This is a genomic window from Sphingomonas yantingensis (assembly GCF_014199325.1).
GTDB classification, from domain to species: Bacteria; Pseudomonadota; Alphaproteobacteria; order Sphingomonadales; family Sphingomonadaceae; genus Sphingomonas; species Sphingomonas yantingensis.
Genome location: NZ_JACIJJ010000003.1, coordinates 392,167 through 409,913 on the forward strand (window position 1 = coordinate 392,167; position 17,747 = coordinate 409,913).

Annotated in this window: 21 protein-coding genes; 8 read left to right on the plus strand and 13 right to left on the minus strand. The window is 69.3% G+C overall.

Annotated features, from left to right (window positions below):
* The first annotated feature begins 25 nt into the window (after window positions 1-25).
* From FHR19_RS11815 to speD, 7 genes are read left to right on the plus strand one after another with little or no spacing between them, the layout of a single operon-like run.
* Window positions 26-694, plus strand: a complete 669-nt coding sequence (locus FHR19_RS11815) for a DUF4178 domain-containing protein (RefSeq protein WP_184028570.1) — start codon at window positions 26-28, stop codon at window positions 692-694.
* Window positions 687-2,027, plus strand: a complete 1,341-nt coding sequence (locus FHR19_RS11820) for a DUF4178 domain-containing protein (protein ID WP_184028572.1) — start codon at window positions 687-689, stop codon at window positions 2,025-2,027. The genes FHR19_RS11815 and FHR19_RS11820 overlap by 8 nt, the downstream gene beginning before the upstream one ends.
* A complete protein-coding gene (locus tag FHR19_RS11825) occupies window positions 2,027-2,188 on the plus strand; it encodes a hypothetical protein (RefSeq protein WP_184028574.1) in 162 nt (53 codons plus the stop codon). The genes FHR19_RS11820 and FHR19_RS11825 overlap by 1 nt, the downstream gene beginning before the upstream one ends.
* Window positions 2,189-2,199: 11 nt before the next feature.
* Window positions 2,200-2,412, plus strand: a complete 213-nt coding sequence (locus FHR19_RS11830; protein ID WP_184028576.1) for a DUF350 domain-containing protein — start codon at window positions 2,200-2,202, stop codon at window positions 2,410-2,412.
* A complete protein-coding gene (locus tag FHR19_RS11835) occupies window positions 2,405-3,934 on the plus strand; it encodes a polyamine aminopropyltransferase (protein WP_184028578.1) in 1,530 nt (509 codons plus the stop codon). The genes FHR19_RS11830 and FHR19_RS11835 overlap by 8 nt, the downstream gene beginning before the upstream one ends.
* The gene (locus tag FHR19_RS11840) at window positions 3,924-5,528 is read left to right on the plus strand and encodes an FAD-dependent oxidoreductase (protein WP_184028581.1); all 1,605 of its coding nucleotides are present in this window, start codon (window positions 3,924-3,926) and stop codon (window positions 5,526-5,528) included. Before FHR19_RS11835 ends, FHR19_RS11840 begins: the two co-directional genes overlap by 11 nt.
* Entirely contained in the window at window positions 5,525-5,893 is a 369-nt protein-coding gene (gene speD / locus FHR19_RS11845) for an adenosylmethionine decarboxylase (protein ID WP_184028584.1), read from the plus strand. Before FHR19_RS11840 ends, speD begins: the two co-directional genes overlap by 4 nt.
* Here the strand turns inward: speD and FHR19_RS11850 are convergent.
* The 4 genes from FHR19_RS11850 to FHR19_RS11865 form a co-directional block, all read right to left on the minus strand.
* Window positions 5,890-7,299: a UdgX family uracil-DNA binding protein gene (locus tag FHR19_RS11850; RefSeq protein ID WP_221228497.1), complete on the minus strand. Its 1,410-nt coding sequence runs from the start codon at window positions 7,297-7,299 to the stop codon at window positions 5,890-5,892. The two genes, speD and FHR19_RS11850, sit on opposite strands and share 4 nt — an antisense overlap.
* A gap of 9 nt (window positions 7,300-7,308) precedes the next feature.
* Window positions 7,309-7,785, minus strand: a complete 477-nt coding sequence (locus tag FHR19_RS11855) for a hemerythrin domain-containing protein (protein ID WP_184028974.1) — start codon at window positions 7,783-7,785, stop codon at window positions 7,309-7,311.
* A gap of 72 nt (window positions 7,786-7,857) precedes the next feature.
* A complete protein-coding gene (locus FHR19_RS11860) occupies window positions 7,858-9,105 on the minus strand; it encodes a putative DNA modification/repair radical SAM protein (protein WP_184028586.1) in 1,248 nt (415 codons plus the stop codon).
* Entirely contained in the window at window positions 9,083-10,528 is a 1,446-nt protein-coding gene (locus tag FHR19_RS11865) for a hypothetical protein (protein WP_184028588.1), read from the minus strand. The genes FHR19_RS11860 and FHR19_RS11865 overlap by 23 nt, the downstream gene beginning before the upstream one ends.
* Before the next feature lie 98 nt (window positions 10,529-10,626).
* On the opposite strand from FHR19_RS11865, the gene FHR19_RS11870 reads away from it, so the two are divergent.
* Window positions 10,627-10,923: a hypothetical protein gene (locus FHR19_RS11870; protein WP_184028590.1), complete on the plus strand. Its 297-nt coding sequence runs from the start codon at window positions 10,627-10,629 to the stop codon at window positions 10,921-10,923.
* Between the two features lie 3 nt (window positions 10,924-10,926).
* On the opposite strand, the gene FHR19_RS11875 is transcribed toward FHR19_RS11870, so the two are convergent.
* The 9 genes from FHR19_RS11875 to FHR19_RS11915 form a co-directional block, all read right to left on the minus strand.
* A complete protein-coding gene (locus tag FHR19_RS11875) occupies window positions 10,927-11,328 on the minus strand; it encodes a hypothetical protein (protein WP_184028592.1) in 402 nt (133 codons plus the stop codon).
* A gap of 57 nt (window positions 11,329-11,385) precedes the next feature.
* The gene (locus FHR19_RS11880) at window positions 11,386-11,919 is read right to left on the minus strand and encodes a demethoxyubiquinone hydroxylase family protein (RefSeq protein WP_184028977.1); all 534 of its coding nucleotides are present in this window, start codon (window positions 11,917-11,919) and stop codon (window positions 11,386-11,388) included.
* Window positions 11,920-11,924: 5 nt separating this feature from the next.
* Window positions 11,925-12,401: a disulfide bond formation protein B gene (locus FHR19_RS11885; RefSeq protein WP_184028594.1), complete on the minus strand. Its 477-nt coding sequence runs from the start codon at window positions 12,399-12,401 to the stop codon at window positions 11,925-11,927.
* 4 nt (window positions 12,402-12,405) lie between these two features.
* Window positions 12,406-13,752, minus strand: a complete 1,347-nt coding sequence (locus tag FHR19_RS11890) for a S41 family peptidase (protein ID WP_184028596.1) — start codon at window positions 13,750-13,752, stop codon at window positions 12,406-12,408.
* A gap of 76 nt (window positions 13,753-13,828) precedes the next feature.
* Window positions 13,829-14,974, minus strand: a complete 1,146-nt coding sequence (locus tag FHR19_RS11895; protein ID WP_184028598.1) for a murein hydrolase activator EnvC family protein — start codon at window positions 14,972-14,974, stop codon at window positions 13,829-13,831.
* On the minus strand, window positions 14,971-15,393 hold the full coding sequence (locus FHR19_RS11900; protein WP_184028600.1) for a 23S rRNA (pseudouridine(1915)-N(3))-methyltransferase RlmH: 423 nt from the start codon (window positions 15,391-15,393) through the stop codon (window positions 14,971-14,973). The genes FHR19_RS11895 and FHR19_RS11900 overlap by 4 nt, the downstream gene beginning before the upstream one ends.
* A gap of 9 nt (window positions 15,394-15,402) precedes the next feature.
* The gene (gene rsfS / locus FHR19_RS11905) at window positions 15,403-15,804 is read right to left on the minus strand and encodes a ribosome silencing factor (RefSeq protein WP_184028603.1); all 402 of its coding nucleotides are present in this window, start codon (window positions 15,802-15,804) and stop codon (window positions 15,403-15,405) included.
* An 8-nt stretch (window positions 15,805-15,812) separates the two neighbouring features.
* Window positions 15,813-16,445 (minus strand): nicotinate-nucleotide adenylyltransferase, encoded by a 633-nt coding sequence (locus FHR19_RS11910; RefSeq protein ID WP_246359477.1) that lies wholly within the window; start codon window positions 16,443-16,445, stop codon window positions 15,813-15,815.
* Window positions 16,442-17,701 carry a glutamate-5-semialdehyde dehydrogenase gene (locus FHR19_RS11915; protein ID WP_184028607.1) on the minus strand — a complete coding sequence of 420 codons (1,260 nt, stop codon included), beginning with the start codon at window positions 17,699-17,701 and terminating at the stop codon, window positions 16,442-16,444. Before FHR19_RS11915 ends, FHR19_RS11910 begins: the two co-directional genes overlap by 4 nt.
* Between the last annotated feature and the right edge of the window lie 46 nt (window positions 17,702-17,747).

Consider the following 17,747-nt stretch of genomic DNA (forward strand, 5'->3'; position numbering starts at 1 on the left):
GGGGAGGGGAGCAGGTCGCCCCTCAATGCTGACCCTACCCTGCCCCAATTGCGGCGCGCCCGTGACCTTCCGATCGCCGGCGCTGCCCAATCGCGTCTGCGACCATTGCCGCTCGATGCTGGTCCGAAGCGACGCGGGCGTCGGCATCGCCGGTCAGGGGGCGGCACTGCCGTTCGACGTGTCGCCGATCCAGATCGGCACGCGCGGACGGTTCGACGGGCGCGCGTTCGAGGTGATCGGGCGCGTCCGCTGGTCGTGGGACGACGGATCGTGGAACGAGTGGCTGTGCCTGTTCGAGGGCGGTGCGCATGGCTGGCTGGGCGAGGCGATGGGCGATTTCATGATGACGTTCGAGCGACCGCTGGCCGAGGTCCGCTCCGCCGAACTCGACCGCATCGCCCGCGGCGCGCCCGCGCTGCCCGGCCGCAAGGCTGAGATCGACGGCGAGGAACTGGCGATCGCCGACGCGCGCCAGGTGTCGTGTATCGCCGCCGAGGGCGAGCTGCCCTTCACCGCCCTGCCCGGCTGGACGATCTACTCCGTCGATCTCAAGGCCGCATCGGGCCGCGCCGCCAGCCTCCAGCGCGAGGGGGACGAGGCATGGTTCTATGACGGCCGCTATGTGACGCTGGCCGAGCTGTCGGCCAACAACCTGCGCGCGATCGAGGGATGGACGATGCCGCGCTATGGCTGACGCTGCCGTCGCCCAGCCCGCCGCGAAGGCGCTGTCCTGCCCCAATTGCGGCGGCACCGTCACGCTGCGCGCAGCCGGCTATTCCGTCACGGTCGCATGCGAGTATTGCGCGAGCATCCTCGACGTGTCCCAGCCCGAAGTGCGGCTGGTCACGCGCTACAACGAAAAGGCGTCGCGGCTCGCCATCCCGCTCGGCACGCGCGGCACGCTGGACGGGACCGAGTGGGAAGTGGTCGGCTGGATGGCGCGCGACGACAGCGGCTATCCGTGGGAGGAGTTCCTCCTCTTCAATCCCTATCACGGCTATCGCTGGCTGATCGAGCAGCGCGGCGGCTGGAGCTTCGGCGAGCAACTGACCCGGACGCCCGAGGGAAGCTGGGGCGGGCTCAAGGTCGATGGCGAAAGCTACAAGCCCTTCTTCGCCGACGGCACCGCGCGGGTGACCGACGTGGTCGGCGAATTCTACTGGCGGGTGAAGCGCGGCGACACCGTCCGCACCGACGATTGGGTAAGGCCGGGCGCGATGCTGTCGCGCGAGGCGGACGGCAAGGAGGTGAACTGGTCGCGCTCGCGCTGGGTGCCCGCCGCGACGATCGCCGCCGCCTTCGGCGTGGCGGCCGGCGGGAAGCCCTGGCCCCCGCTGCCGCACCAGCCTTCGCCCGCGCTGCCCTTCGTCAAGGGCGGCATCGTCATCGCCATCCTCGCTTTCCTCGCCCTGCTGGTCGGCGCGTCGATCACCGGCGGCGGGCGCTCGCTCTGGAACGGATCGATCGCGATCGCCGCCGACGGCCGCGACCAGCAGGCGACGGTCGGCCCGATCGAACTTACCCGTCCCTATCAACGGGTACGCGTCTCGGCCGACGTGCCCGCGCTGTCGAACGGCTGGGTCGACCTCGACTACACGCTCGTCGACCGCAAGAACCAGGCGAGCTACACCGCGTCGAAGGCGGCGGAGCGCTACACCGGCCGCGATTCGGACGGCGACTGGAGCGAGGGCGACCAGACCGCCGGCGCCGATTTCGCCGCGCTGCCCGCCGGCACCTACGATCTCGTCATCGACTACAAAGGCAACAACTGGGTCGATCCGAACAAGTCATCGGGCAACTTCTGGGATCCCGGCGCAGGCGAGCAGACGCCCGACTGGCGCCGTGATGCCGTGCAGCCGCAGGTGAACATCAGCGTCCGTAGCCGCGGCGGCGCGGGCGGCGGCGTTTTCGTCCTCATGCTGATCCTGATCGTGCTGCCGCTCGGTGCCGGGTTCCTGATCCATGCTCGGTTCGAGGGCGCGCGCCGCGGCGAGAGCGACTTCGCGTCGGGAGGGGATGACGGCTGATGCGGACCTCGATCTTTCTCTACGGCCTGTGGTGCCTTGCCATTGTTGGGCTGTTCATGGTCGCCAACACCTATGCCTGGTCGCCGTTCGCGGATGGGCGCCAAGGCCCGCGCGGCAGCGGCGGCGGCGTCATCTTCGTCGGCGGACCCAACCACAAATAAGGGGATTTCGGATGGTCACCTCGCTCGCCACCCTGCTCAACACGCTTCTCTATGCCGGCGTCGGCATCTTCGTGTTTCTCGTCGGTTTCTTCATCCTCGACCTGTTGACGCCGGGCAAGCTCTGGGCGGAGATTCACGACCAGCGGAACATCGGCGTCGCGATCGTCGCGGGCGCGATGGCGCTGGGCCTCGCGATCATCGTCGCCGCCGCCATCCATGGCTGAAGCCGACCCCGCCGCGCGGCCAAAGGTCACGGCACCGGCGGGGGCGCTTCTCGTCTCGGCGTTCGTCGTCGCGACCTGCGGGCTGGTCTATGAACTGCTCGCCTCGACGATCGCCAGCTACCTGCTCGGCGACAGCGTCACCCAGTTCTCGACCGTCATCGGCACCTATCTGTTCGCGATGGGCATCGGCTCGTGGTGCTCGCGCTATGTGAAGCGCGGCGAGTTGCGGCTGTTCGTGCGCACCGAATTGCTGATCGCGATCATCGGCGGCTGTTCGGCGGCGCTCCTGTTCATGCTCTTCCCGCTGGTCGAGCATTTCCGCATCGCGCTCTACGGCATCGTCCTGGCGATCGGGTTTCTCGTCGGGCTCGAAATCCCGCTGCTCATCCGCATCCTCAAGGATTTCGACTTCCGCGAGACGGTGTCGAGCGTCCTCACCTTCGATTATGTCGGCGCGCTCGCCGCCTCGCTGCTGTTCCCGCTCGTGCTGATGCCGCATCTCGGCATGATCCGTACGGGCTTCGCATTCGGCATCGCCAATGCGGGCGTCGCGCTCGCCCTCCTGCTCGCGCTCCCGCGCGGACGCCGGATGAAGGGGGAGGTCGCCGCTGCGATCGTGATCCTGCTGCTGCTCGCGGCCGGTTTCGCCGCCTCCGACAAGCTCCAGCGATTCGGCGAGCAGGCAGGCTATGGCGAGCCCGTCGTCTATGCGCGGTCGAGCCGCTACCAGCGCATCGTCCTGACGCGAAAGGACGATGACCTGCGCCTCTATCTCAACGGCAACCTGCAATTCTCGTCGCGCGACGAATATCGCTATCACGAGGCGCTGGTGAAGCCCGTGCTCGGCCGCGTCGCCAACCCCGCAAACGTGCTGATCCTCGGCGGCGGCGACGGGCTGGCAGCACGTGAGGTGTTCCGCGACCCCGCCGTCCGCCGCGTGACGCTCGTCGATCTCGACCCGGAAATGACCGCGCTGTTCCGCGACACCCCCGCGCTGGCCGAACTCAATCGCGGCTCGCTGTCCGATCCGCGCATGACCGTCGTCAACGCCGACGCGTTCCGATGGGCGCGGGAGGCGAAGGGGCAATACGACGCGATCATCGTCGATTTCCCCGATCCCGTCGATTATTCGGTGGGCAAGCTCTACACCGACGCCTTCTACGCGCAGGTGCGCCGTCTGCTCGCGCCTACCGGCATGATGGTCGTGCAATCGACCTCCCCGCTGGTCGCGCCCGAAGCTTACTGGACGATCTCGACCACGCTGGAGGCGGTGGGGTTCGCGACCAAGGGCTATCACGCCTATGTGCCGAGTTTCGGCGAATGGGGCTACACACTCGCTGCGCTGGGCCCGATCCCCGCTCACGCCCGCCTGACGCCCGGCCGGTTCGTCACCGCCGCCAGCGAGCCGCCGCTGTTCGACTTCCCCCCCGACATGGCCCGCCGACGGGTCGAGGTGAACCGGCTGGACAACCAGGCGCTGGTCCGCGTCTTCGACGCCGCGTGGAGCCGCTATGAAAGCTGACCGGCGGGCTGCGCTGCTCGGCCTCGGCGCGGGGGCGGCGGCACTGGCGGGGGGCGGCGCGGCGCTGGCGTTCCGCGAGCCGCCGCTGCCGCCCGGGCCGCTTGCCGGTGCCGATCTGGCGCGCGGCCATCGGCTGCGGCAGGGCAGGTTTCCGGCGCCGTCGCGCGAGGAGCATGTGGGTCTCGTCATCGCCGGCGGCGGAATTTCGGGATTGTCGGCGGGGTGGACGCTGGCCGAAGCCGGGTTCGACGACTTCGCGCTGCTCGAACTGGAGGACGACGCCGGCGGCAATGCGCGCAGCGGCCGTAACGCGGTGAGCGCCTATCCGCTCGGCGCCCACTATCTGCCGATCCCCAATCGCGAGGCGACGGCGCTGCGCCGCATGCTCCGGCGGATGGGCATGATCGTCGGTGAGGCGAACGGCGTGCCGGTCTACGACCCGATGCAGCTTTGCGCCGATCTTCAGGAGCGCCTGCTTTGGCGCGGGCGCTGGCAGGAGGGGCTGGTCCCGCGAACCGGCCTGACCGCGAAGGACAAGGCCGATCTCGCCGCTTTCGACGCAGAGATGGCGCGCGCACGGGCTGCGATCGGCAGCGACGGCCGACCTGCGTTCGCAACGCCGACTGCCTATAGTTCGGCCGATCCGGCCTGGCGCGCGCTCGACCGACAGACGTTCGCCGGCTGGCTCGACGCGCGCGGCCTCACCTCGCCCGTTTTGCGTGCGCATGTCCGCTATTCGATGCGCGACGATTACGGGACCGAGCCGGAGCATGTCTCCGCCTGGGCGGGGGTGCATTACTGGGCGGGGCGCCGCGGGTTCGCCGCACCCGACGTAGCCGATAACGTGCTGACCTGGCCCGGCGGCAACGGGCACCTTGCCGGCTTGATGGCGAAGCGCCTGGGCGATCGCGTCCGCCCCGGCCGCATCGTCCATGCAGTCTCACGAACCGACAGCGGCGTGGCGATCGACAGCTTCGATGTGGCGCGCGGCGAGACCGTCCGTACCCACGCCCACGCCGCGATCCTCGCCATGCCGCTGTTCGTCACCGCACGGCTGGTGCCGGAAATCGACGCGAAACCCTGCACCTACGCCCCCTGGATCGTCGCCAACGTCACGGTGGCGCAGCCGCCGCGCGGGACGGGCGTGCCGCTCGCTTGGGACAATGTCTCGACCACCAGCGAATCGCTCGGCTACGTCGTCGCCACGCATCAGGACGCGTCGGCCCTAGCGGGCGCGACGGTCTTGACCTGGTACTTGCCGCTCTCGACGATGGCGCCGGCCAGCGCCCGCCGCCTGATGCTCGAGCGGCCCGCCGACGAGTGGAAGCGGATCGTCCGCGACGACCTTCTCGCCATGCATCCCGACCTCGACATCGGCGAGATCGCGCTGTGGCGCTGGGGCCACGCGATGATCCGACCGACGCCCGGCTATGTCTGGGGTGCCGCTCCCCGCCACCGCGTCGAACCGCCGCTGTTCCTGGGGCATAGCGATCTGTCCGGGCTTTCGTTGTTCGAGGAAGCGCATTTCCACGGCACCCAGGCAGCGGAGGCGGCGATGACGACGCTCGGCCACGCGCATGAGACGCTGATATGACGCCCCCGCCCCCCTATGACGGGGTCCACCTGATCGCCGACCTGACCGGCGGCCGGGGCCTCGACGATGCGGCATTGATCGAACGCGCGCTGCGCGAGGCGGCGGCGGCGGCGCGTGCGACGCTGCTGGATATGCGCCTCCACGCCTTCGGGCCGGGTCAGGGGATCACCGGCGTCGCCCTGCTCGCCGAATCGCACATCTCGATCCATTCATGGCCCGAGCACGGCTATGCCGCGGTGGATATCTTCGTCTGCGGACGGCGATGCGATCCCGATGCCGCGCTGGCGACGCTGGTCGCGGTGCTGGGAGCCGAGGTGCGGCACGAGCATCGGATCGCGCGGGGGTATGGGGTAGTGCCGGCCTAGGCCTTACCGGCATACGCCGCCGCGGCGCGCAAATCCTCGACAAACCGCGCATATTCCTCTTCCGCCTGCACCTTGTCGGGCAGGCGCAGGAGGAAGCTCGGATGCACCGTGATCCACCCCTCCCCGCCGTCCGCCAGCGCGATCGGTCGCCCGCGCTCGCGCGAGATCGTCACCGTCTTGCCGGTCAGCGACCGCGCCGCCGTCGCGCCGAGCGCCACGGTCAGCTTCGGCGTCAGCAGCATCCGCTCCTGCTCCACCCACCAGCGGCACGCGTCGATCTCGCCTGCATCGGGCTTGGCATGGATGCGCCGCTTGCCGCGCGGCTCGAACTTGAAGTGCTTGACCGCGTTGGTGACGTAGACGGTGTCGCGGTCGATCCCCGCTTCGCCCATCGCGCGGTCGAACACCTGCCCCGCCGGGCCGACAAAGGGGCGGCCGGCCAGATCCTCCTGATCCCCCGGTTGCTCGCCGACGAACATCAGCCGGGCATCGAGCGGCCCCTCCCCGAACACGGTCTGCGTCGCGGGTTGGTATAGGTGACAGCGAGTGCAGCCCATCGCCTCCTCGCGCAGCGCCGCCCACGCGCCCTCGACATTGCCGCCGGGTGTCGCCGCCCGTGCCGTTTCGATCATCGCCGTCTCCCGCGCCCGCGCGCCCGCGATCAGCTCGCCGACCAGCGCGGTCTCGGGCATGTTCTTCCAGTATTTGCGCGGCATCTCGCGCAGCATCGCCCCGACCTTCAGCCGCGCGGGATTGAAGATCGACGCATAATAGGTCTTCCACACCGCCTCGATCGGGTCGACGTCGGGCGCATCGGCCTTCACCGCTCCCGGCCCCTCCTGCAAAGTCTGCGTGTCCCAGTGGAGCGACACCTCGGGCGACAGGATCGACCAGCGCATCGTGTTGAAGCGGTTGACGAAGAACGCCGCGTTGGCGCGGACGATGTGGTGCTCGGGCTCGAACCACGCCACGAAGCGCTCGCCATCCTCGTCCGCCACCTCGCGAAAACGCAGGAACGCGCGCATCTTGTGAATGTCGCGCCGCACCGCCTTGGCCATTTCATCGAGCCGGCGGCCGGCCGGGTCGGCGCGGTCGTCGATCAGCCGCGGCTGGTCGATCAGCCGGACGAGCATCGCGTAGAGGCGCGCGAACCGTTCGGGATCGCTGTGCAGCACGACGCTGTGCGCCAGATCGACGAACGCCTTTGGCACGCGAAAAGCCGGCGGCGGTGCGGGCGCCGGCGGGTCGAGTGCGGGCGGCTCCTCTGCGAACAGGTCCGCTGCATGTCCCGCCACTTGCCAGATCACCCGATCTGGCGGCACCCGCTCGGTCGCGAGCACCCGCGCCGCGTCCCGCCACCCCTCGAAATCGTCAGGGGCGTCGAGACGCGCGACACGGATGCCCATGGGCTAAGCTTACTCGCGATTGTCGCCGGGCTCACTCGCCTCGGCGAGTTCCAGTTCCTTGGGCTTGCGCGCCTCGAACACCTTGGCGAGCTTTGCCACCTCCGCATCGTCGAGGTCCTTGGCGGCCTCGGGAAACATCTCTTCCTCTTCCTCGTCGATGTGATGCTCGTAGCGGTGGCGCATCTCGTCGAACTTCGACTTCCACTCGGACGTAGCCGCGTCGAGTTCGGCCATCTCTTCGAAGAAGTCGTCGATTTCCTTGTGCTCCGACACCGAATGGCGGGCCTCGTCGCGCAGATCGGGCTTGGCGAGCATCGTCGCATAGAGCGACTCTTCCTCGGCGGCGGCGTGGGCCGTCACCTCGACGCGGAACTGCTCGAACAGGTTGGCGCGCTCACCCTCATCGGCGGCGTCAATCTGCTTCAACAGCTTGCGGTGAAGGTCGTGGTCCTTCTTCAGGTCTTCGAAGATCTTCGCGTCGGCCATGGGGATTTCCTCGATCGGGGGTTCGGGCATCCAACCCGCCGCGCGGCCCCACGTTTCACCTGCGAACCGCTATCAAGCGGCGAACAGCTCCAGCTGCTCGCGCTTCGGCGCGACCAGCGGTTTCAGGTCGGCGCGATCGGTCAGCAGCACCGGGCGCCACCCCTCTGCCACAATGAACGGTCGCACCTTCGCGACCGACACCGTCAACCGCGCCACATCGTCGAGCGACAGGCGCCGCCACTTGCGCGCCTTGAGGATCGAGTTGACCGCCTTCACCCCCAGCCCCGGCACGCGCAGCAGATCCTCGCGCGCCGCGCGGTTCACATCGACCGGGAACCGCTCACGAAACTTGAGCGCCCAGGCGAGCTTGGGATCGATGTCGAGCGGCATCATCCCCGTCGCCGGATCGGCCGCCGCCGCCACTTCGCCGGGCGCATAGTCGTAGAAACGCATCAGCCAGTCCGACTGGTACAACCGATGCTCGCGCATCAGCGGCGGGCGCTGGAGCGGCAGCACCGCGCTCGCCTCCGGGATCGGGCTGAACGCGGAATAATAGACGCGGCGAAGGCTGAACCGGTCGTAGAGCGTCGCCGCCTTGGTCACGATATCGCGGTCGGTCGCGGCATCGGCACCGACGATCATCTGTGTCGATTGGCCCGCGGGCGCAAACCGCGGGGCCGAGCGATAGCGTTTGCGCGCGTCGGCGGTGTCGACGATCGCGGTCTTCATGTCGCGCATCGCCCCCTCGATGCGGGTCGCCGACTTCTCGGGCGCGAGGCGGGTCAGGCCGGGAACGGTGGGCAGCTCGACGTTGATCGACACGCGATCCGCATGCAGCCCCGCCAGCCGGACCAGCTCCGGATCGGCGTCGGGGATCGTCTTCAGGTGGATGTAGCCGCGGAACTGATGATCCTCGCGCAGCGACCGCGCGACCTCGACGATCTGCTCCATCGTATAGTCGGGCGAGCGGATGATGCCCGACGACAGGAACAGCCCCTCGATATAGTTGCGCTTGTAAAAGCTCATCGTGAGCGCGACGACCTCCTGCGCGGTAAAGCGCGCGCGGCGGACGTTCGAGGACTTGCGGTTGATGCAATAATGACAGTCGAAGATGCAGCTATTGGTCAGCAGGATCTTGAGCAGGCTGATGCACCGACCGTCGGGGGCATAGGCGTGGCAGATGCCCATTCCCTCGGTCGATCCGATCCCCTTGCCCCCGGCCGAATTGCGCTTGGTCGTGCCCGACGACGCGCAGGAGGCATCATACTTGGCCGCATCCGCCAGAATCCCGAGCTTTTCACGAACGTCGAGCTGCGCCATCCGTTCGATATATGTTCGCGGACTGCGGCTGTCGAGAGAGCGCAAACATGAGCGCGGCGAACAGCGCCGCCGCGGCGACAGCCCACATCGCTAGCCCCTGCCACGGTGTCCAGCCGAAGAATTCGTTCGGCACGGTCCGCAGATAGCCCGGCCAGAACCGTTCGCGCCATACGCCGTCGACTAGTGCGTTGTCGGCGCTCCAAGGCGCGGTAATCTCGGCCGCGGCGATCGTCAGGTTGATCGCGACGCTCCCGGCGAGCAGCGCCGACAACGCGGCGCGCCCCGCTAGCCCCGCCGCCGCCCAGACGCCCGGCAGCGCGAGCGACAGGAACGCGACCGCGGGCATCGCGTGGCGCGGTCCCGTCGAATTGCCGCCGTCCCAGTAGACATAAGACGCATTGTAGAGGAACGCCGCCGCTGCCCCGACCGCTGCCAGCACCGCCAGATCGCGCCAGCCGCGCCGCCACAACAGCCACAGCCCCGGCAACGCCGCCAGCAGAACGGGCGCGACCCAGAGCATCCCACGATGCGTGCCGGCCAGCACCTCACCCAGCACCGCGACGTGCGGATAGGTCAGGCCGAACAGCCCCTGCTGCATCCCCTCCCAACCGACCACGCCCTCGTAACCCAGCCGGAACGGCGTGCCGAACGCGAACAGATTATAGGCAAGCAGCGGGATCATCGCCGCCGTGCCGGCAAGCACCGCGCCGCCCGCCGCGCGTGCCGCCTCGATCCGCGGAGCCGCACGCAAGCGCCAAAGCGCGAAGATGCCGACCGGCAGGGCGAAGAGCAGCGCGCTATGCTCGATCACCAGCGCCCAGCCGAGCGCCAGCCCCGCCAGCGGCGCGTCGGCGCGGCTGCGGTCGTCGCCCGTCCCCTTCAGAACCAGCCGCACCGCTATCACCAGCAGCGAGGCAACCGCGCAATGTCCAAACAGCGTCGTCGCCCAGCCCCAAAGCGGCGTGCCGAGCGCAAAGGCGAGCGCGCCGAACGCCCCCGCCCCGGCCGATCCCGTCACCCGTCGCCCGATATCCATCAGCGCGACCGCCGCCAACGCCAGCAACGTCGCGTTGATTGCCGCCGCCGCTAGCCATTGGCGCAGCTTCATATAGCGGTCGAATACAGGGTCGGTCGTCGCCAGCACCTTGTCCTCGGCGCTGTCGCCGGTCGCGGCGTCGGTGAGCGCGACGACGGGCATCGCCATGAGCGTCATGCCCGGCGGCTTGTCGAGATAGAAATGCGCGCCGAACCGCGCCTTGTCGATCGTCAGCGCTTCGAACCGGTCGATCGCGGCGTCGTGCCGCTCGACGATCCCGATCGCGGCGAACAGCCGGACTGCGCTGTTGGGGTTCCAGTGCCACGATCCGAACCACGCCGCCGACAGCCAGACCAGCGCGAACAGCAGGATCGACGGCCGGGGCATTCGTGCTGGCTAGCGGAAAAGCGCATTGATCCGCAACCAGCGTTGGTGCGGTGCAGCACAGTCTGCTAGGGAACGACCGACAGCGCAGGAGCAAGCCGATGTCGACGCGCACGAACGCCTATGCCGATTGGGCCATCCTCGGGTATCAGACCTGGCTGCTCGGGGTCGAAGCCTCGATCGTCATCGCCACCCGCCTCAACGGGCTCGCCTGGCAGGCGCCGGGGTCGGACAAGGAGGTCGTGCGGATGGTGAGCGAGAAGATCGCCGCGATCACCGAGCTTCAGATGCGCTATCTGACCGGCGGCATGGGCTCTACCCCGCTCGCCGCCTCACAAAAGACGGTGCAGCATTATCGGCGTAAGGTCGCCGCCAACCGGCGGCGCCTGTCGCGCTAGGCGTCAGTCGCCAAGGACGTTCTGCGCTTCCTTGCGCTGCTTGCGCTCCGCCTTGTTGATCGCCGCCGCCTGACCGAAGCAGCCGGTCGCGCCGCCGATGCCGACCGCCGAACAGCTGCCGATCCCCGACTGCCCCGCATTCAGCGTGCCATCGACGCGCGTGGCCCATGCCTGGTTCTGCGGCGTCACCTCAAGCTCGCGAAGCTCCTGCGGGATGCGGAAACGCTCGGCCTCGCTCTTGCGCACGCAGACGACGATTTCCTCGCCGTCGGCGTTGGTCGGGCATTTGTCGTTGCCGTAGATGTAGAGGACGCCGTTCTGCGTCTGCGCCGCGGCGGGCGCAGGGACCGAGGCGGCACCGATCGTGGCGGCAGCAGCGAAAATGGCGATCGATTTGAACGTCATGAACTATCTCCTGCCGGAAGAACGCCCGGCGCTGCGAACGGTGCCCGGTGGGACGTATCAGATGCGCTTCGAAATGGCGATGGCGGCGCGGCAGCCGGCGCGGATCACGGCGCTCATCAGCGGATAGGCGGGCGCCTGCTCCGCCCCGGCGGCGAGCGCGGCTTCCTTATGCTCCAGCTCCTCGGCCTGAAACTGGCGGATATGCGCGGCGAGGTCGGGGTCATCCTCGCCCAGCTCGGCAAGCTGGTCGGCATAATGCTTGTCGATCTCGGTCTCGACCGCCGCGGTGCAGGCCATCGCCGCCTCCGGCCCGATCGCCGCAGTCACGGCGCCAAGCGCAAAGCCGGCCACGTTCCAGAACGGTTGGAGCAGCGTCGGGCGCACGCCGCGCTCGGCGATCAACCGGTCGAAATATTCGCGGTGGCGCGCTTCCTGCTGCGCCATGCCGGCGATCTCGGCCGCGTGCGGGCCCTGATCGCCGAGGATCGCGAGTTGGCCGGCATAGATGCGCGTCGCACCATATTCGCCCGCCTGATCGACCCGGATCATCGACCGGATCCTCTCGCGCCGGTCGCCCGGTCGCCATGCCATGTCCGTCATAGGCTCCGCCTCTTGAACGCGAGTGCCAGAATGATCGCGGCACCCGTCAGCGAGAAGATGGCGTTAAAACCCGCCAGCGAAATACCCCCCAACGTCCATTGCGGCACGTCGCAGCGAATAAGCGGCCGCGACAGGATGTCGGCGAGCAGGTCGCCGCCGCGCGGGGCCGGCGCAGTGCAGGCGGTGATCCCCTCCCACCAGTGATATTCGACGCCCGCGTGAAACACCCCGATCGCCCCGCTGGCCGCGATCGCCAGCGCCGCCAGCACCACCATCGCGCGCTTCGCCGCGGTGCCGGGGATCACGAACGCCAGCAGCGCGGGGACGAGCGCCGCGTAATGCGGCCAACGCTGCCAATGACACATCTCGCACGGATAGAGCCCGCCGATCAGTTGCGATCCCCACGCCCCGGCGAGCAGCGCGGCGGGCAGGACGAGCGCGAGCAGCCGCGCCTGGACAAGCGAACGGGGCATCGGCTCAGCGCTTCGCCGCGGCCTTCGCCGGCGTCGTCGCCGCCGCCACCTGTGCCGGCGTCCCAAGCCGCGCGATCGTCTTGACCGCATAGTCGAGCTGGAAATCCTCGACGCCCTGCTTCTTCAACTGTTCGGCGGTGGCGGCGAAGCGCGGGTCGGTCTTGGCGTCCTCCTCCAGCACCTTGTTGTCGACCTTTGCCTCGTTGATGAGGTGGCGGCGCAGGTCCGCCTCGCGGAAGACCGGCCGCGACTTGTAATCCTCGTCGGTCAGCTGCGGCACGGACAGATCGGGCTCGATCCCCCCTTCCTGCACCGACCGGCCCGATGGGGTGAAGTAGCGCGCCGTCGTCAGGCGAAGCGCGTTCGATGGCCCGAGCTGAAGCAGCGTCTGCACCGATCCCTTGCCGAACGTCCGCTCGCCCATGACGATAGCGCGGTGATGATCCTGTAGCGCACCCGCGACGATCTCGCTGGCTGAGGCGGTGCCCGCGTCGACTAGCACGATGATCGGCAGCCCGCCCGCCAGATCGCCCGCGCGGGCGTAGTAACGCTCGATGTCCGCCTTCTCGCGCCCGCGCTGCGACACGATCTCGCCGCGCTCGAGGAAGGCGTCGGACACCTCGATCGCCTGCGTCAGCAATCCGCCGCCGTTCGAGCGCAAGTCGACGATGTAGCCGGTGGGCTTGTGCCCCAGCGACTTGTCGATCGCCATGATCGCGGCGCGCGTGTCGGCGCCGGTGGAGGCGGAAAAGGTGTTGATGTTAATGATGCCGACGCCGCTCTTGACCTCCCACTTCACCGGCTTCTGCACGATCACCTCGCGCGCCATGGTGAGTTCCATCGGCTTGTCGCGGCCAGGGCGGACGACGGTCAGCGTCACCTTGGTCCCCGGCTGGCCGCGCATCCCCTCGATCGCCTCGTCCAGCGCCTCGCCGAAGATGAGCTTGCCGTTGATGTGGGTGATATAATCGCCGGCCTTGATCCCGGCGCGCGCGGCGGGCGAATCCTCGTTCGGCGCGATCACCTTGACCGCGCCGTCCTCTTGCGTGACCGTGAGGCCGAGGCCGCCGTAATTGCCCTCGGTCTGGATGCGCATATTCTCGAAATCGAGCGCATCGACGTACGAGCTGTGCGGATCGAGCGCCGCGAGCATCCCCTGGATCGCCCCCTTCACCAGCGTCTTGTCGTCGACCTTGTCGACATATTCGGACTTCACGCGGTTGTAGACGTCCATAAACAGGTCGAGCTCGCGATAGCTGTTGCTGTCGACCTGGGCCATCGCCCCCGTTGCCAGCGGCACCATCGCGATGGCAGCGGTTGCGGCGAAAGCCTGAAGCAGCGGGCGGGCCATGGAACGCAATTCCTTTTCGAACTCTGGGGGCAGAGATAGCGGCAAGTTGCGTGCCCTTAAAGCCGAACTGAGAAGTTTATCGGAGCAGCCCGACCAGGTCGAACGGCTGGCCGCGGCGGCGCAATTCGACCGTGATGCGCGGCCCGGCGCGGCCGAGCGGCATCCCCGCCCCCACCATCGCCCCGCGCGCGACCTGCGCGCCGTCGAGGCCCGAGAGCAACGTTGTCCACCCCTCACCATGGTCGAGGATTACGACGGTGCCGTACCCGCCGAAGCGGCGGGCGAACATCACCCGGCCCGGCGCGGGCGCGACGACCGGCGCCCCCGCCGCCGTCTCGATCGTCAGCCCGCGCGAGCGCACCCCGCTGTCGCTGATCTCGCCCAGCCCCGTGGCGATGCGCCCGCGGACGGGGAGGCGATAGGCCGGCGCGCTCCCGGCGTCTTCGGCGGCTGTGTCCGGGCGCGGCAGCGGCTCACCGAGCTTCAACAGGCGCGCCCGCGTCGTTTCCGCCGCATCGGCGACGGCAAGCTGGTCGACGATATCTCGCGCCTCCTCGCCCAGCGCGAGCGCGCGGTCCGATTCGACCAGCGCCCCGCGCGCAAGCTGGCGCGAGCGCAGCCGGCTGGCGCTTTCGAGTTCGAGCAGTTTCTGCCGTTCGCTTTCCAGCCGCGCCCGCCCGTCGCGCAGCCTGGCGGCAGCCAGCTGGGCCCCGCGGCGCAGGCGGCGGGTGCGCTCGATCTCGCCCTGCACCGCCGCGCTGCGCGCCTTCACCACGGGCACGATCCCGGCGAGCAGCGCGCGGACATGCACCGCGTCGCGGGTCGACCCCGGCTGGAGCAGCGCGAGCGATGCGGGCCGGCGCGCGAGTGATTGGAGCGCGGCGACCAGCCGCATCGTCGGCGCCCGCTGCGTGTCGAGGCGGCGACGCTGCGCGGCGAGCGCCCGATCAACAAGGACGATGCGCGCGCGGGCGGCGGCGATGTCCGCCTCGGCCGCTTCGGCACGGGCGGCGACCGCGGCCTGCTCGCGCCGCGCGCGTTCGGCCTCTCCCTTTGCCGCGGCGGCATGTCGCTCCAGCGCTTCGGCTCGCGCCTCGGCCGCGCGCGACGCCCGGTTGGCGCGGGTCAGGGCGGCGCGTTGATCGGCACCCGCCTGCTGCGCGCCCGTCGCCATCGGCAGCAACAGCGCGGGCAGCGCGGCCAGGGCGAGCGCGCGCCTCATCCCTCGCGGTGATAGGGGTGGCCGGAAAGGATGCTCGTCGCGCGCCACAATTGCTCGGCCAGCATCGCCCGCGCCATCAGGTGCGGCCATGTCATCCGCCCGAACGCGATCAGCCAATCGGCCTGCGCCCTCTCGGCATCGCCGAAACCGTCGGCGGCACCCAGCATGAAGCGCACCTCGCGCACGCCTTCGTCGCGCCAGCGGCCGAGCTTCTGGGCAAAGGCCATGCTGGCAGGCTGGTCGCCCTTCTCGTCGAGCAGCACGATCCGCGTCCCCGGCTCGATCGCGGGAACCTTGCCGCCGTTGTCGGGCAATTCGGTCACGCGCACCGGCCAGCCGACGCGCTTCAGATAGCGGTCGACCAGTTCGGCCTCAGGCCCGCGGCCAATCCGCCCGCGCGCGACGACGTGGAGGAGCAAGCGTTGCCGTCAGTCTTCTTCGGGCGGCGCCGGGGGCGGCGTCGGCGCATCGCCGAACGCCCACATCCGCTCGAGATTGTAGAAGCTGCGCACCTCAGGCCGGAACAGGTGGACGATGACGTCGCCGGCATCGATCAGCACCCAGTCGGCATTGGTCAGCCCCTCGACCTTGGCGATCACGCCGCGCTCGCGCTTGATCCGCTCGGCCAGTTTCTGCGCCATCGAGGCGACCTGACGCGTCGAACGACCCGACGAGATCACCATGTAATCGGCGATGCTCGACTTGCCGGTGAGCGGGATCGAAACCGTCTCAAGCGCCTGATCGTCGTCCAGCGATGCCAGGACGAGGGCATGCAGCGCCTCTGCCGGATCGGCGTCGGGCGTGGACGAAACGGGACGGGTCTGGGACAATGCTGCTCCTAGGCGCGTGCGGAAGAAGATGGGGAACGCCGGCCTTTCGGGTAACGGCGGTGCCAGGCAGGATCGGCGGCACGGATGCCGGTCGCCGAACGTCGGTCGGGGCGGAAGCGCAGCAGCACGAGGCCGGGCAATCTCCACTCGTCCCATCGTCTTGCCTGGCCTGCGGGCCGCACAGCGCGCCGCAGCCAACCCATCGCGGGACTTGCGAGGGCATCGCCGTCATAGCCCGGACGCGCGACAACCGCAATCGGCACCGCGCGCGCGATATCGCGCCATCGCTTCCAACGGTGGAACCCGCCCAGATTGTCGGCCCCCATGATCCAGACGAACCGTTTCTTGGGATAGAGCCGCGGCATTTTTTCGAGGAGGTCGACGGTGTAGCGCGTGCCGAGCTTCGCCTCGACCGTCGACACCCGGATCGGCGCGTGCCGCGCCACCGCCTTGGCCGAGGCGACCCGCGCCGCATAAGGGGCCATGTCGCCAGCGGCTTCCTTCAGCGGATTGCCGGGCGAGACCAGCCACCACACCTCGTCCAGATCGAGCGCACGCAGCGCCTGCATCGCGACATAACGGTGCCCGCCATGCGCCGGGTTGAACGACCCGCCCATCAGGCCGATGCGCCGCGCGGTCATGGCCGGGTCTGGCCGGTGCCGCGGACCTGCCATTTGTAGGTCGTCAGCCCCTCCAGCGCGACGGGGCCGCGAGCATGGAGCCGGCCGGTGGCGATGCCGATCTCGGCGCCCAGCCCGAACTCGCCGCCATCGGCAAACTGGGTGGAGGCGTTCCACATGACGATCGCCGAGTCGACCTCGGCGAGGAAGCGTTCGGCCGCTGCCGCATCCTCGGTCACGATCGCGTCGGTGTGGTGGGAGCCGTGCCGCTCGACATGCGCAATCGCGGCGTCGAGGCCGCCCACGAACCCGACGCTCAGCACCGCGTCGAGATATTCTGTGTCCCAGTCCGTCTCCTCGACCGCGACGACGCGGCGATCGAGCGCCTGCACTTGCGCGTCGCCGCGCACCTCGCAGCCCTTGTCCGCAAGCGCCGCGACGATCCGGGCAGGCTCGGGAAAGGCGCGGTCGATCAGCAGCGTCTCGGTCGCGCCGCAAACGCCGGTGCGGCGCAGCTTGGCATTGACCGCCAGCGCCTCGGCCTTGGCCGGATCGGCGGCGGCGTGGATATAGGTATGGTTGAGCCCGTCGAGATGCGCGAGCACCGGCACCCGCGCCTCCGCCTGCACCCGCGCGACGAGGCTCTTGCCGCCTCGCGGGATGATGAGATCGATCAGCCCCGCCGCACCCAGCATCGCGCCCACCGCCGCCCGGTCGGTCGTCTCGACCAGTTGCACCGAATCGGCGGGCAACCCCGCCTCGCCAAGGCCCGTCGCCAGCGCCGCGTGCATCGCGCGGTTTGTGCCGATCGCCTCCGACCCGCCGCGCAGGATCGCCGCGTTGCCCGCCATCACCGCCAGCGCGCCGGCATCGGCGGTGACGTTCGGCCGGCTCTCGAAGATGATCCCGAGCACGCCCACCGGTACCCGCACACGGGTCAGCGCCAGCCCGTTGGGCCGCTCGCGCCGGTCGATCACCGACCCCACCGGATCATCGAGCCCCGCCACCGCCTCGACCCCCGCCGCGACACCCTCGAGCCGGGCGGGATCGAGCCGCAGGCGGTCGAGCATCGCGCCCGACAGCCCTGCCGCCTCCGCCCGCGCGAGGTCATCCGCATTGGCCGCTAGGATCACATCCGCCGCGCCGCGAATCGCCATCGCCGCCGCCAGCAACCCCGCCCGCTTCGTCTCCGTCGGCGAGCGCGCGAGAGCCCGTGCAGCGGCGCGGGCGCGCGTGCCGGTGGCGATCATCCATTGCTGCCAGTCGCGGTCGGTCATGCGCGTCCTGTCGCGCAACCGACGCCGCGGTGCAACGAAGTTGCGC

Bases quoted from the DNA above. Each gene is read 5' to 3' on its own strand.
- FHR19_RS11815 (WP_184028570.1), top strand. From the start codon at position 26: ATGCTGACCCTACCCTGCCCCAATTGCGGCGCGCCCGTGACCTTCCGA.
- FHR19_RS11820 (WP_184028572.1), top strand. From the start codon at position 687: ATGGCTGACGCTGCCGTCGCCCAGCCCGCCGCGAAGGCGCTGTCCTGC.
- FHR19_RS11825 (WP_184028574.1), top strand. From the start codon at position 2,027: ATGCGGACCTCGATCTTTCTCTACGGCCTGTGGTGCCTTGCCATTGTT.
- FHR19_RS11830 (WP_184028576.1), top strand. From the start codon at position 2,200: ATGGTCACCTCGCTCGCCACCCTGCTCAACACGCTTCTCTATGCCGGC.
- FHR19_RS11835 (WP_184028578.1), top strand. From the start codon at position 2,405: ATGGCTGAAGCCGACCCCGCCGCGCGGCCAAAGGTCACGGCACCGGCG.
- FHR19_RS11840 (WP_184028581.1), top strand. From the start codon at position 3,924: ATGAAAGCTGACCGGCGGGCTGCGCTGCTCGGCCTCGGCGCGGGGGCG.
- speD (WP_184028584.1), top strand. From the start codon at position 5,525: ATGACGCCCCCGCCCCCCTATGACGGGGTCCACCTGATCGCCGACCTG.
- FHR19_RS11850 (WP_221228497.1), bottom strand. From the start codon at position 7,299: ATGGGCATCCGTGTCGCGCGTCTCGACGCCCCTGACGATTTCGAGGGG.
- FHR19_RS11855 (WP_184028974.1), bottom strand. From the start codon at position 7,785: ATGGCCGACGCGAAGATCTTCGAAGACCTGAAGAAGGACCACGACCTT.
- FHR19_RS11860 (WP_184028586.1), bottom strand. From the start codon at position 9,105: ATGGCGCAGCTCGACGTTCGTGAAAAGCTCGGGATTCTGGCGGATGCG.
- FHR19_RS11865 (WP_184028588.1), bottom strand. From the start codon at position 10,528: ATGCCCCGGCCGTCGATCCTGCTGTTCGCGCTGGTCTGGCTGTCGGCG.
- FHR19_RS11870 (WP_184028590.1), top strand. From the start codon at position 10,627: ATGTCGACGCGCACGAACGCCTATGCCGATTGGGCCATCCTCGGGTAT.
- FHR19_RS11875 (WP_184028592.1), bottom strand. From the start codon at position 11,328: ATGACGTTCAAATCGATCGCCATTTTCGCTGCTGCCGCCACGATCGGT.
- FHR19_RS11880 (WP_184028977.1), bottom strand. From the start codon at position 11,919: ATGGCATGGCGACCGGGCGACCGGCGCGAGAGGATCCGGTCGATGATC.
- FHR19_RS11885 (WP_184028594.1), bottom strand. From the start codon at position 12,401: ATGCCCCGTTCGCTTGTCCAGGCGCGGCTGCTCGCGCTCGTCCTGCCC.
- FHR19_RS11890 (WP_184028596.1), bottom strand. From the start codon at position 13,752: ATGGCCCGCCCGCTGCTTCAGGCTTTCGCCGCAACCGCTGCCATCGCG.
- FHR19_RS11895 (WP_184028598.1), bottom strand. From the start codon at position 14,974: ATGAGGCGCGCGCTCGCCCTGGCCGCGCTGCCCGCGCTGTTGCTGCCG.
- FHR19_RS11910 (WP_246359477.1), bottom strand. From the start codon at position 16,445: ATGACCGCGCGGCGCATCGGCCTGATGGGCGGGTCGTTCAACCCGGCG.
- FHR19_RS11915 (WP_184028607.1), bottom strand. From the start codon at position 17,701: ATGACCGACCGCGACTGGCAGCAATGGATGATCGCCACCGGCACGCGC.